Source organism: Bacillus cereus group sp. BceL062 (assembly GCF_051780025.1).
Classification (GTDB): domain Bacteria; phylum Bacillota; class Bacilli; order Bacillales; family Bacillaceae_G; genus Bacillus_A; species Bacillus_A toyonensis.
On the sequence record NZ_JBPWGY010000015.1, the window covers coordinates 1 to 12,871 of the forward strand.

Sequence of the window (12,871 nt, forward strand, 5' to 3'; positions counted from 1 at the left end):
TAGGGGTTCGACTCCTCTCGGGCGCGCTTTTATTAACGGGAAGTGGCTCAGCTTGGTAGAGCACCTGGTTTGGGACCAGGGGGTCGCAGGTTCAAATCCTGTCTTCCCGATATTCCCAAAAACATGGGGCCTTAGCTCAGCTGGGAGAGCGCCTGCCTTGCACGCAGGAGGTCAGCGGTTCGATCCCGCTAGGCTCCACTTATTTTTATATTACTTATGGCGGTGTAGCTCAGCTGGCTAGAGCGTACGGTTCATACCCGTGAGGTCGGGGGTTCGATCCCCTCCGCCGCTACCATAAGGACCTTTAGCTCAGCTGGTTAGAGCAGACGGCTCATAACCGTCCGGTCGTAGGTTCGAGTCCTACAAGGTCCACCACTCAAAGTTTATATCTCGGAGGTATACCCAAGTTCGGCTGAAGGGATCGGTCTTGAAAACCGACAGGCGGCGAGAGTCGCGCGGGGGTTCGAATCCCTCTACCTCCTCCATTTTTTCTAAATTAAATATTTTATCATCGCGGGGTGGAGCAGCACGGTAGCTCGTCGGGCTCATAACCCGAAGGTCGCAGGTTCAAATCCTGTCCCCGCAACCAAATGGTCCCGTGGTGTAGTGGTTAACATGCCTGCCTGTCACGCAGGAGATCGCCGGTTCGACCCCGGTCGGGACCGCCATTTTTTTACATAAAGGCTCGGTAGCTCAGTCGGTAGAGCAGAGGACTGAAAATCCTCGTGTCGGCGGTTCGATTCCGTCCCGAGCCACCATTTTGAAATCGCAAGCCGGCTTAGCTCAATTGGTAGAGCAACTGACTTGTAATCAGTAGGTTGGGGGTTCAAGTCCTCTAGCCGGCACCACTTTCAAAATGAGCCATTAGCTCAGTTGGTAGAGCATCTGACTTTTAATCAGAGGGTCGAAGGTTCGAATCCTTCATGGCTCACCATTTACAATTTAATGCGGGTGTAGTTTAGTGGTAAAACAAGAGCCTTCCAAGCTCTGGTCGAGAGTTCGATTCTCTTCACCCGCTTTTCAATTATGGGCCTATAGCTCAGCTGGTTAGAGCGCACGCCTGATAAGCGTGAGGTCGATGGTTCGAGTCCATTTAGGCCCACCATAATTGTTCCGCAGTAGCTCAGTGGTAGAGCTATCGGCTGTTAACCGATCGGTCGTAGGTTCGAGTCCTACCTGCGGAGCCATATTATAGAGAAGTACCCAAGTGGCTCAAGGGGCTCCCCTGCTAAGGGAGTAGATCGCGAACGCGGTGCGAGGGTTCGAATCCCTTCTTCTCTGCCAGAATTGGCCCGTTGGTCAAGTGGTTAAGACACCGCCCTTTCACGGCGGTAACACGGGTTCGAATCCCGTACGGGTCATACTAAAAGAGATAGCATAATCTGCTATCTCTTTTTTGTTGTGTAAAAGTAGACTTTGGATAGTCTGCTTTTTTTTATGGATTTCTTGTATACTTTTTTCTATTTGAATCGTCTAACTAATAGAAAGGAGAGAGCGATGGAGTATGAAAAAATCATTATAGAAACATCTAAAAGCATTTATAGGTATTTACTTAAAATTGGAGTACCACCAGTAGAAGCAGAAGATATCGTTCAAGACACGATACATAAGGCATTAGTATCTATACCGAATATGAAAATTACGTATATAAAAACATGGTTATTTCAAGTTGCGATTAATAGGCATCGTGATGTAGCAAGAAGGCAACAGCGTATTGAACAAATCCCGATTGAATCTGTTCAATTAATTGGAGCAAAAGGATTAGATGAACCACTTTTAAGAAAAGAGCTTCAAGTAGAAATACAAAGCATACTTGGAAAGATGAATCCAGTATATAAACATATTCTCTTATTAAAGTGTGACTATGAACTCTCATATAAGGAAATAGCAACCGTATTAGAGATGAAAGAAGAGACAGTACGTGTTTCTTTGTATAGGGCTCGCAATGAGTTTAAAAAGCTGTATGGGAGGTTTGAAGATGAGCAGAGATGATTTCGATTTTGATATAGATTCAAGTAAAGTATCAAAAATGTTGAAGAAGGCGAAGCGAAGACAATTATTAAAAATTACAGTAATTTCGATTTCACTTTTTATTGTTCTATTCTTTGGTTTTATAATAGTAATTTCACAATTGAACAATAGAGCTTACTTAACTATGGATCGTGACTTAAATATGATAAGACAAATTACAAGACCTAATACGGAAAGAGGCGTAGCAATTACTTCTAACGGTTTATTTAAAAGCACAGTAGAGTATAAAACATATAAGGTTATTGAAGGGAAACCTGTTAAGTGGGAAGATGAAGTGTATGAGTATAAAGTTTGGAATACATTTCGCCGATTATCGAATGTAAATCCATTAACAATATCAGATAATGTTGTAATGGGGAATGAACGTATTAATAAGACAAGTGAATTGTATAATAATCAAACGATGGAAAGAGAGATGCAGTTTTATCTCCCATTTGCTTCATATAATCGTTATATAAATGATATAGAGAAAATAAAAGATGAAAAGAAAGTAGCTGAATTGGCTATATCTTTTGATAAACTGTATAAAGTGTCTGAAATAAAAGAGATACTTCCAGAAGGGGTGCATCCTGTTTGGTATTGGGTAGATACGTATGATGATAAAAAATCATATTCTATTGATGATATGACCGAAAGTGCTTATAATGTGTACGGTTTTAAAGCAAAACCAGGTGATATTGAATTTGGAAATGGAACAGAAAAAGATTTTCTTTTAGCAATTCAAAATGGACTGGAGCAAAAGGGAAAGTATTATGAGGAATATAAGCGCATATATGACTACCTAAAAGGGAAGAAACCAAAATCAAGTGAGCAGGATGTAAAAGTAATTGGTGTTGTTGTGACAGGAACTGCTGCTGATTTACAAAAGTTAAATGGTCAAAATTATGTAAAGGCTGCTGTATTAGGGGCTACGGCCGATTATAAATAATATATAGAAGAAGCTGTCTATCAATAGGTAATCTACTGAAGACAGCTTTTTTATACTGTTATTATTGTGGGGTGTATCGATAAGTCGATATAATTTTACTTCACGGACAAAAACCATAAGAAAAACCCTTTCACAATCTAAAGAAAACGCCTCCATTGAAATGGATTCCACACCTATTCCAATAACTTTACACTCTATGTGAAAAAGTTCACAAATAGGTCATAATTTGTGAAGTAATTCACAATGATACGTGCTACAATATGAATGTAAAGAAGTTAAACAACATTAAATTAGTATTTTAATTAATTACTTAAACAATCATAAAAAAATATATGTGAACAATAGAGAGGGGAAATTAACATGAAAAAAGGTATCAATCGTGTAGTATTAGTAGGAACAGGAGCTGTAGGTTGTAGTTACGCCTACTCAATGATCAACCAAGGTGTAGCTGAAGAATTCGTACTTGTAGATGTTAATGAAGCAAAAGCAGAAGGGGAAGCAATGGACTTAAGCCATGCGGTACCATTCTCTCCATCACCAACAAAAGTTTGGAGCGGTAGCTATGCAGATTGTAAAGATGCAGATTTAGTAGTTATCACTGCGGGATTACCACAAAAACCAGGTGAAACTCGTTTAGACTTAGTTGAGAAAAATACAAAGATCTTTAAACAAATCGTTCGCGGTATTATGGATAGCGGATTCGATGGAATCTTCTTAATCGCAACTAACCCAGTTGACATTTTAACTTACGTAACTTGGAAAGAATCTGGTCTACCAAAAGAGCGCGTAATCGGTTCTGGTACAACTTTAGACTCTGCTCGTTTTCGTTACATGTTAGGTGACTACTTAGATGTAGATCCACGTAACGTTCATGCTTACATCGTTGGTGAGCACGGTGATACTGAACTTCCAGTATGGAGCCACGCTACTATCGGTGTACAAAAACTAGAAACAATCTTAGCTAACAACGAACAGTACAATCAAGAAGACTTAGATAAAATTTTCGAAAACGTACGTGACGCAGCTTATCATATCATTGAGCGTAAAGGTGCAACTTACTACGGAATCGGTATGTCACTACTTCGTGTAACTAAAGCAATCTTAAACAACGAGAACAGCGTATTAACTGTATCTGCATACCTTGAAGGTCAATACGGTGAGAAAGATGCTTACGTAGGTGTTCCAGCTGTAATTAACCGCGAAGGTGTACGTGAAATTGTAGAACTTGAGCTAAATGAAGAAGAAAAAGTGAAATTCGCTCATTCTGTAAAAGTATTAAAAGAAACAATGGCACCAGTACTATAATAATTGCTAAATAATTCAGAGGTGGGAAACTGCTTCTTACCTCTGAACTTATATAATTTAATATAAATTCCTTTTCCGGTTTCCCTTGTATATCCCCAATATACCCCTTTTGCTGGATAAGGGTCGTTTATAGAAAAAGAGCACTCTACGTAAAGTAGAGTGCTCTTTTTTATCCCGCTATTTGCCGGGCAGTAAGACCCCGATTGGTGTGGGCTAATAATCAGTGGGGATGAACAAAATCCCCACTGATTAAAGTTTCACTTTATTATTTTTTAGGCGTTAAGCCCAATTTCTTTAAAATATCTGCGAGTGTACCGCTTTTTGATTTTTCTACAGCTGTTTGTGATTTAGATGCATCTGGTCCTTTTTTCAAGAAGTTCTTTTCAACGAAGCGAATGTCTTTTTCATCGACAATTCCGTCGCTATTAAGGTCGCCGCTTTTTACAGATACTCCTTTTTTACCATAGTTGCTAGCGATAATTTCAGCATCTTTAATATCAATGACTTTATCACCATTTACATCACCGGCAAGGTTCTCGTCAGATCGTGCATAATAATATTGGCCAAGTAGCTTACCATCTTTTTCAGTACCTAATTTTGTTGTTAGACGGCTTGTTAAATGCCCTGGTACTTCTACGTATAAATTATAGTTACGATTATTAACAGGAAGTCCATTCAGTTTGAAGTATCCGTATTTATCTAGTGAGCCTTCAAACTTATGACGGTAAGAATCAGTTGCATATACTTTTACACCAAGCTTTGTATAATCGAGCTTTTCATCTAAATATCCACGTTCATTTAAGAATGCACCAGGTTTAATATTTCCTTCTACTAGTGAGTTTAAGGACATAACTGAGAATGTTTGATCTTGAAGTACACGCATTCTATTCGGTTCTGTTTCACCTTGTTTCCAGTAAACAAAAATTGGTGATTCTAATTGGGCATTTGCTTCATAAAATTCATCATTTTCTACTTTGAAAGTTACATCAATGAACGGGAAATCACCATCTAATCCGGCGAAGTTTTTATCATCGATAGATCCGCCTACTGTAACAGAACCGGCTTCTAATTTCGGCTCATTCACTTTTGCGATTACACCTTTTTCAGAAAGTAGCTTTTCAAAAGTAGGATTCAATTTCGCATTTGCAAATTTGAAATTTTTCTCTAGGAATTTTACGTTAAATTCCCCTGCAACAAATTGTTTTACGTGTTTTGCGTTTAGTGTTACAGTAAGTTCATCATTTTTGTATACTTCTTTTTTATCATAACTAGTTTTCGCATATTGAGCACCTTGTGGGATAAACCAATAGTTATTTACACCGCTTGGATAATCAGGACCTGCAGTTGCATAATCGAAAATATATACGCCTGTGTTCATTGGTCCTTCTACTTTAAAGGATTCAGGGGTAATGCCAACTTTAAAGTCACCATCTGCATTAATAGGTAAAAACTTATGCAAGTATGGAGAATAGTCATAATACATAACTCCGTTCGCTTCTTGCGTAATGTTTAAACCTTTTCCTTTTAAGTAATCAACGTTCGAATCATACACATTTCCTTTAATCCATAACGCTTTTTTACCGTCTTCTACTGTATAATTTTCTTCATTTAACTCATAAATGCCAGGTTTTAATCCAGTTAATTTCACTTCAGGTGGTGTATTATCGATTACGACATAATCGCCTTTTACACGTGCTTTCCCAGCTTTATCATAGCCGACAAACTCAATTGTGTAGTCTCCTTCTGGTAAATTGATTTTCTCATCACCAATTGGTTTCGCTGGATCATTTGTAAAAGGATACACTTTTCCGTTAAAGAATGAGTCTAGGTAGTAATACACATCAGTTTTTAGACCACTCGTGTTTAATGTTCCAATGAAGCCGAGCGCTTTATTTGTTTTTGAATCTTTCACAATAAGATCTAACGTTTCAAGTGGGCTGTTTAATTGGAATGCCCCGTGAACATATGATTCGCCGTATGGATTAAATTTAGATGTATCAGTTGAAATTGCTTTTCTTGATAATAGCGCATTTTCAATACCAGGTTCTGATATGCGAATAGAAAATGGAATTTGATATGTTTCTTCTTTATTTTTCGTATTTGTAATATGAATATAACCTTCATATCGGCCTTGTTTCACACCAGCTGGCACATTAATTTTCGCTTCAATTTCATCTGATTTTCCAGCATCAAGAGTAATTGTTTCTGGAACAGAAACTTTTACCCCATTTGCGGTAGCATTGTTAATAGTGGAAGAGGCTGGTGTATAAGAAATTTCTGTTTTAAATTCTTTTTTCTCTTGTTTATTATGATTAGCTACTTTTATATTTCGTTTTTGTTCAAGAGCTTCGCCGTCTTTTTGATAAAACTTACCGAATGCAATGGATCCAGTTTCTTCAGGTACTTCAATCACTTCATCATTTACAACAGTTTGTGTCGTATCTAACACTTTAAAGCTTGTTTCCGTATGAACGGCGTTGTAAGCATCTATTCGCCCAGCTCCAACTTCATACACGGAATATTTTTCTTTTAAATCATCAGCAGTGTTCATGAGAGACGCTTTTACATCAAATGGAGAGTATTCTGGGTGTTCTTGTAAAATAAGAGCAGCAACGCCAGCGATATGAGGAGAAGCCATGGATGTTCCTTGCATACGCTCATAGGAAACGTCATAGTTTTCGCCCTCTTGCGGATCGTTAATATATTCAGGTACTGTTGAAAGGACAGCAACACCAGGCGCTGTAATATCAGGTTTAATGTCATCATTTGTTGTAACAGGACCGCGTGAGCTAAAGTCTGCAAGATGATCGCCTTCTGTTTGAATGTAATTAATTTCATCGAAAGTTAAGGATGTGCTACCCTGTTCGATTTGAGCTTTTAGTTTTTCACCATCTTCTTTCGTTAGGCGGAATGCTGGAATGTATTTTGTGCTTTCACCAACGTAGAAAGGAATCTCTCCATCCACATTGTTATAAATAATAACGGCTTTTGCACCGGCTTGTTTTGCGTTAGCAATTTTTTCATCAAATGAGGTTGTACCACGTGCAACGAGAGCGATTTTTCCTTTTACATCCTTTTTACTAAACTCGTCGGCTGTACCGATTCCTACAGATTCAATAGGTAAAGATTGTCCTTTGAAATCTTCTATGCTATCAGTGAAATTTTTGCCAAATAAAAGCAAGTTAGGGAATTGTAATTGTCCAGCATGACTTGATAGTTTCGGTAAGGAAATAGAACTATCGCTTGCTCCAACCGTAATAGCAAATGGAGAAGCACCTGGTGATCCGAGTGTTGATGGATTTGGTCCAGAGTTCCCAGCAGCAACGACTGTAACCAGGCCGGAAAGCATCGCATTATTGACAGCGATAGATGTTGGATCCAGCGGATTGTTGCTATCGTCACCTAACGATAAGTTAATAACGTTCATACCGTCAGAAATGGATTTGTCAATTGCAGCGATAATACCTGAACTATCTCCACTTCCATATGGACCGAGTACACGATAGTTATATAGTTCAATGTCAGGTGCAACACCTTTTATTGCTGAATCTGATTTGTTTTTCTTTTGAGCAGAAACGATACCTGCTACGTGAGTGCCGTGTGATGTGTAGAAGGCAGAGCCACGGTTATCAAATTCAGGAGCACCAGATTGTTGCCACTCTGAATAAGTTGTTTCCATCGGATCTGCATCGTTATTAATAAAGTCCCAACCTTTTACAGAGTTTGGATCTATCTTACTAGAATCCTCGCCAAATTTTGAACGATAGCCTTTATACACGTCTTTTAAGTCAGGGTGATTGTAATCGATGCCTGTATCTAATACACCAACTTTAATACCTTTTCCGGTAATGCCCTCACTATGTAACTTATCTACCCCGATTTGCGGGATGCTATCTGTTAGTTTTTGAGGTGCTTTTTGCTCAGCTTGTTTCGGTAAATTTAATTTCACTTCGTAATCTTTCCAAATACGTTTTACAACACCGATCCGTAACAATTCTTCAACTGTATTTGCCGGTAATGTCAGCGCAACACCATTTATCGCATGCTTATAAGAACGTTTAATTTGTACAGACTGGAAATTTCCCGATTTTACTGATGGACTGAATTGGTGAAGGCGTTTTAATCCTTCCTGGAATTCTTTGTGCTCTTGATTGATGCGCGCTTGTATACTTTCAGGAGTAGCTTGTAAGCCTTTCGCTTTTTGTTTTAATTCATTAATTTTTACTGGGGCAGTTTGAAATTCTACAATGATATTTACAGGCTCAGAACTACTCGTATTAATATCTGGCGAAATTGTAAAGCCGGGATTGGCATCTACAGTTTGTAATGCCAGGCGCTGTTCTTTAGAAAGCTTTGATAATAAAGACTGAGCGTTTGCAGAGTCAATTTGATTAGTAGGATTTTCAGCAAGTACATTGAACGGAAGGGCAGTTGAAAATAGAACGCCAGCCGTTACAATTCCGGTAACGAAACGATTTTTATTTTTCATTTATAGGCCTCCGGTAATTTGTATTTTAAAAATTATTTCTCCACGCCTTTTGTTTGCTCGGCATGGAATGTCCAGTTTAGCTGTAAGGAATCACCTTGGAATTTATTTTGATCTTGGTCGTTGTCTTCAAAGGAGAAGAGCACGTGTAAATAATCTGTTTCACCAGATGTAATACCGTCTATTAAGTTATGACGTTCTAAAGATGTAGATACATTCTCAGGTTTCATAGTTTTTAATTTTGATAGTTTTGTTTCCCACAAAATTTCATGATCATCGTTTGGATTCGATGGCTTTCCATCATTCACTAGAAACTTTACGATAATGTGGTCGCCTAAATCTTCACCGTCATTATTTAGCTTTGCATCTGTAACTTCATATGATGTTTCAAGTGCTACTTTTGCAATATCCAATGACCCTTTATTTTCAAGCGTGAAATTTTTTTCAATAAAGTCACCTGGCTTTAAATCTTTCACATCAACGATTACACTTGGATTAATAGAAAGATCTAGTGTTCCAGCTTGAAATGAGTTACTAGATGTTTCAGAATCACTGAAGTAGGCGAATACACCGCCGCATGTAAGTGATAAGCCAAGCGTTGCTGTGACAACTCCCATTCCTACTTTTTGTTTCAATGACATAAGAAAGCCCCCTAATATGATTTTTTATGAAACGTTCGCAAAGTAAACACAGTATTCTAGTATGAATTATATTTACGAAAGCGTAATGTTCTTTATTGAGAACAAGTATATGCTGATGAATTTTGCATTTCAATAAAATTATGACAAAAAATATTGAGAAATATTTTTTTATGACAGATTGTTTTGCTACGGTTTTAAGTAGAAAATAGCATGAAAAATAGGCTAAACCTAATAAAATAGAGGTTGAGAAAAAAATGATAGTAAAAAAGATAGGGGAAAATGAAGCGTTTGCAATGAATATTCGTCAAAATTCGATATTTTACACGGAAATGTGAAGAAAAACCAACGTTTTTAAGAAAAAAACGAATATTTTTTATGAATCAACAAGGATATCACAGTTTTTTGCAGAAATAGTTAAAGTATAAAAAATTCTGTCATCTTAGTGAGGTGAGCATATTGAGTGTAATAAATTGTGAAAAAGTGAAACGAGATGAGTTTCATACAGAAAAGTACTATGAGAGTTATAGCATCTTTGGCGCACATATTGTAACGGAAGATGAGATGCGAGGGGTACGATTTACAGTATGGGCTCCTCATGCGAAAGCAATGAGTGTTGTTGGCGATTTTAATGAATGGGATTATGAGCAACATAAGATGCTACAAGAGACAGAAGAGGGAATTTGGTCCTTGTTTATACCGCATATTGAAGAAAGGGAAATATATAAATATGCGATTGAAACGATGGCTGGTGACGTCATTTTTAAGGCAGATCCGTACGCTGTATATGCAGAAGTAAGACCGAATACGGCATCTGTAGTTTTTGATATGAAGGGATACGAATGGAATGATAAAAACTGGAGTCGTAAGAAAAAGAAAAAGCCGGTTTATAAAGAAGCGATGACAGTTTATGAATTACATTTCGGTTCCTGGAAGAAGAAAGAAGATGGAACGCTGTATTCTTATAGGGAAATGGTAGAAGAACTCATTCCGTATGTGGTGGAACATCAATTTACACATATTGAAATCATGCCGCTTGTTGAGCATCCATATGATCGTTCTTGGGGATATCAAGGGACGGGATATTATGCAGCAACGAGTAGATTCGGCACACCACATGATTTGATGTATTTTGTCGATGAATGTCATAAATATGGAATCGGTGTCATTTTAGATTGGGTGCCGGGGCATTTTTGTAAAGATGCTCACGGTCTATATTTGTTTGATGGGACACCGACTTATGAATATAAAGATAAGGATGTACAAGAAAACCAAGTATGGGGAACTGTCAATTTTGATTTAGGAAAAAGGGAAGTACGTAATTTCTTAATTTCAAATGCGTTATTTTGGATGAGATATTTCCATATTGACGGTTTCAGGGTGGATGCAGTTGCGAATATGTTGTACTGGAATAAAGAAGGACAGGAGCAAAGTAATGAGCACGCTGTTTCATTTTTACGAGAGTTAAATGAAGCGGTATTTGCAGAGGATGAAGACTTTCTTATGACAGCAGAAGATTCAACAGCTTGGCCACTTGTAACAGCTCCAACTTATGAAGGTGGACTTGGATTCAATTACAAATGGAATATGGGCTGGATGAATGACGTGCTGAAATATATGGAGTGTGCACCTGAATACAGGAAGTATATTCATGAGAAAATAACATTCTCTTTACTATATGCTTACTCTGAAAACTTCATATTACCGCTTTCTCATGATGAAGTCGTTCACGGGAAAAAGTCGTTATTAAATAAAATGCCAGGAGATTACTGGGATAAGTTTGCTCAGCTTCGTTTATTATATGGATATTTATTTACTCACCCAGGAAAGAAATTACTTTTCATGGGAGGAGAATTTGGGCAGTTTGATGAGTGGAAAGACCTTGAAGATTTAGATTGGAATTTACATGATTTTGAAATGCATCGTTATATGCATGATTACTTTAAAGAGCTCATAGCATTGTATAAGCGCTCAAAACCACTTTGGCAGCTTGATCATTCACCTGAAGGATTTCAGTGGATTGATGCTAATAATAATGAGCAAAGTATTTTCTCGTTTATTCGTCAAGGAGATAAACAAGAAGATGCGTTAGTTGTCGTATGTAATTTTACGAAAGCTACATATGAAAACTATAAAGTAGGTGTGCCAGATTTCGAGTATTATAACGAGATTTTAAACAGTGATGCGGAGCAATATGGCGGCTCGGGGCAAGTGAATAAAAAACGTCTTAAGGCGACTCTAGAACCGTACCATAATCAAGAGGCACATGTAGAAATTACAATTCCACCATTTGGCGTATCCATATTACGACCAGTGAAGACTAGAAAGGGGAGCAAAAAACAAGATGGCTCAAAAACAAAAGTGCGTAGCAATGTTACTAGCAGGGGGAAAAGGTAGTCGTTTAAGTGCATTAACAAAAAATTTAGCCAAGCCAGCTGTTCCATTTGGTGGTAAATATCGCATTATTGATTTTACGTTAAGTAATTGTGCGAATTCTGGTATTGAAACGGTTGGGATTTTGACGCAGTATCAACCGCTTGAACTTCATAATTATATCGGAATCGGCAATGCTTGGGATTTAGACCGAGTAAACGGTGGAGTCACAGTATTACCTCCTTATGCGGAGTCTTCAGGTGTGAAGTGGTACACAGGTACGGCAAGTGCCATTTATCAAAACTTAAACTATTTAAGTCAGTACGAACCAGAGTATGTCCTTATTTTATCAGGCGATCATATTTATAAAATGGATTACAGTAAAATGCTAGATTACCATGTTGAGAAAGAAGCGGACGTTTCGATTTCTGTTATTGAAGTGCCTTGGGATGAAGCGAGTCGCTTTGGCATTATGAATACGAATGAAGAGATGGAAATTGTTGAGTTTGAAGAGAAACCGCAATTTCCAAGAAGTAATCTTGCATCAATGGGAATCTATATTTTTAACTGGGCAATTTTGAAAGAGTATTTAGAAATGGATGCAAGAAATCCTGAATCTAGTAATGATTTCGGAAAAGATGTACTTCCGCTTTTATTAGATGAAGGGAAGAAGCTAATGGCGTATCCGTTTGAAGGATATTGGAAAGATGTTGGAACAGTGAAAAGCTTATGGGAAGCGAATATGGATTTACTTCGCGATGAAACATCATTGAATTTAAATGATCGTAACTGGCGTATTTATTCTGTCAATCCAAACGAACCGCCTCAATATATTGCGGAAAAGGCAAAAGTGGAAGAATCACTGATTAACGAAGGGTGCGTCATTGAAGGGGACGTGAAGCATTCTGTCTTATTCCAAGGGGTGACGGTGGAAGAAGGTAGTATGGTTATTGATTCCGTCGTTATGCCAGGAGCGAAGATTGGGAAAAATGTTGTGATTGAAAGAGCAATTGTTGGATCGGAAATGGTTATTGAAGATGGAACAATCATTCGTCCAGAAAAAAATGTTGACGATGTAGTATTAATTGCTGAAGGGAAATAGAAAAGGGG

The 12,871-nt window shown here is 37.9% G+C and carries 7 protein-coding genes and 15 tRNA genes; 20 read left to right on the plus strand and 2 right to left on the minus strand.

Annotated features, from left to right (window positions below):
• The first annotated feature begins 36 nt into the window (after positions 1–36).
• The 18 genes from ACS2MN_RS26550 to ACS2MN_RS26635 all read left to right on the plus strand — a co-directional run bounded on the left by ACS2MN_RS26550 (position 37) and on the right by ACS2MN_RS26635 (position 4,264).
• Positions 37–110: transfer RNA gene (locus tag ACS2MN_RS26550), tRNA-Pro, on the plus strand.
• Positions 111–125: 15 nt separating this feature from the next.
• Positions 126–198, plus strand: a tRNA-Ala gene (locus ACS2MN_RS26555).
• A gap of 20 nt (positions 199–218) precedes the next feature.
• Positions 219–295: transfer RNA gene (locus ACS2MN_RS26560), tRNA-Met, on the plus strand.
• A 3-nt stretch (positions 296–298) separates the two neighbouring features.
• A tRNA-Ile gene (locus ACS2MN_RS26565) sits at positions 299–375 on the plus strand.
• 17 nt (positions 376–392) lie between these two features.
• A tRNA-Ser gene (locus ACS2MN_RS26570) sits at positions 393–485 on the plus strand.
• A 27-nt stretch (positions 486–512) separates the two neighbouring features.
• Positions 513–589, plus strand: a tRNA-Met gene (locus ACS2MN_RS26575).
• A 3-nt stretch (positions 590–592) separates the two neighbouring features.
• A tRNA-Asp gene (locus ACS2MN_RS26580) sits at positions 593–668 on the plus strand.
• 14 nt (positions 669–682) lie between these two features.
• Positions 683–758: transfer RNA gene (locus ACS2MN_RS26585), tRNA-Phe, on the plus strand.
• A 14-nt stretch (positions 759–772) separates the two neighbouring features.
• Positions 773–848, plus strand: a tRNA-Thr gene (locus ACS2MN_RS26590).
• A gap of 10 nt (positions 849–858) precedes the next feature.
• Positions 859–934 (plus strand) — tRNA-Lys (locus ACS2MN_RS26595).
• Positions 935–947: 13 nt separating this feature from the next.
• Positions 948–1,018, plus strand: a tRNA-Gly gene (locus ACS2MN_RS26600).
• A gap of 10 nt (positions 1,019–1,028) precedes the next feature.
• Positions 1,029–1,105 (plus strand) — tRNA-Ile (locus ACS2MN_RS26605).
• Positions 1,106–1,112: 7 nt separating this feature from the next.
• Positions 1,113–1,187: transfer RNA gene (locus ACS2MN_RS26610), tRNA-Asn, on the plus strand.
• A 6-nt stretch (positions 1,188–1,193) separates the two neighbouring features.
• Positions 1,194–1,284 (plus strand) — tRNA-Ser (locus ACS2MN_RS26615).
• 5 nt (positions 1,285–1,289) lie between these two features.
• Positions 1,290–1,361: transfer RNA gene (locus ACS2MN_RS26620), tRNA-Glu, on the plus strand.
• A 136-nt stretch (positions 1,362–1,497) separates the two neighbouring features.
• Positions 1,498–1,992: an RNA polymerase sigma factor gene (locus ACS2MN_RS26625; RefSeq protein WP_000455500.1), complete on the plus strand. Its 495-nt coding sequence runs from the start codon at positions 1,498–1,500 to the stop codon at positions 1,990–1,992.
• Positions 1,979–2,959 (plus strand): anti sigma factor C-terminal domain-containing protein, encoded by a 981-nt coding sequence (locus ACS2MN_RS26630; RefSeq protein ID WP_438894799.1) that lies wholly within the window; start codon positions 1,979–1,981, stop codon positions 2,957–2,959. The genes ACS2MN_RS26625 and ACS2MN_RS26630 overlap by 14 nt, the downstream gene beginning before the upstream one ends.
• 360 nt (positions 2,960–3,319) lie before the next feature.
• Complete coding sequence (locus ACS2MN_RS26635) at positions 3,320–4,264, plus strand: L-lactate dehydrogenase (RefSeq protein ID WP_000715347.1); 945 nt, start codon at positions 3,320–3,322, stop codon at positions 4,262–4,264.
• A 265-nt stretch (positions 4,265–4,529) separates the two neighbouring features.
• Here ACS2MN_RS26635 and ACS2MN_RS26640 read toward each other — a convergent pair whose 3' ends face one another.
• A complete protein-coding gene (locus tag ACS2MN_RS26640; RefSeq protein WP_346994447.1) occupies positions 4,530–8,753 on the minus strand; it encodes a S8 family serine peptidase in 4,224 nt (1,407 codons plus the stop codon).
• Between the two features lie 32 nt (positions 8,754–8,785).
• Positions 8,786–9,391 (minus strand): TasA family protein, encoded by a 606-nt coding sequence (locus tag ACS2MN_RS26645; protein ID WP_438894800.1) that lies wholly within the window; start codon positions 9,389–9,391, stop codon positions 8,786–8,788.
• A gap of 456 nt (positions 9,392–9,847) precedes the next feature.
• Here ACS2MN_RS26645 and glgB point away from each other — a divergent pair, with 456 nt between their 5' ends.
• Together glgB and glgC are read left to right on the plus strand one after the other, a co-directional pair.
• Positions 9,848–11,785: a 1,4-alpha-glucan branching protein GlgB gene (gene glgB / locus ACS2MN_RS26650; protein WP_000111417.1), complete on the plus strand. Its 1,938-nt coding sequence runs from the start codon at positions 9,848–9,850 to the stop codon at positions 11,783–11,785.
• Entirely contained in the window at positions 11,733–12,863 is a 1,131-nt protein-coding gene (glgC, locus tag ACS2MN_RS26655; protein ID WP_000057608.1) for a glucose-1-phosphate adenylyltransferase, read from the plus strand. Before glgB ends, glgC begins: the two co-directional genes overlap by 53 nt.
• Positions 12,864–12,871 lie beyond the last annotated feature (8 nt).

Excerpts from the sequence above, each read along its gene's own strand:
- ACS2MN_RS26625 (WP_000455500.1), top strand. The coding sequence starts at position 1,498 with ATGGAGTATGAAAAAATCATTATAGAAACATCTAAAAGCATTTATAGG.
- ACS2MN_RS26630 (WP_438894799.1), top strand. The coding sequence starts at position 1,979 with ATGAGCAGAGATGATTTCGATTTTGATATAGATTCAAGTAAAGTATCA.
- ACS2MN_RS26635 (WP_000715347.1), top strand. The coding sequence starts at position 3,320 with ATGAAAAAAGGTATCAATCGTGTAGTATTAGTAGGAACAGGAGCTGTA.
- ACS2MN_RS26640 (WP_346994447.1), bottom strand. The coding sequence starts at position 8,753 with ATGAAAAATAAAAATCGTTTCGTTACCGGAATTGTAACGGCTGGCGTT.
- ACS2MN_RS26645 (WP_438894800.1), bottom strand. The coding sequence starts at position 9,391 with ATGTCATTGAAACAAAAAGTAGGAATGGGAGTTGTCACAGCAACGCTT.
- glgC (WP_000057608.1), top strand. The coding sequence starts at position 11,733 with ATGGCTCAAAAACAAAAGTGCGTAGCAATGTTACTAGCAGGGGGAAAA.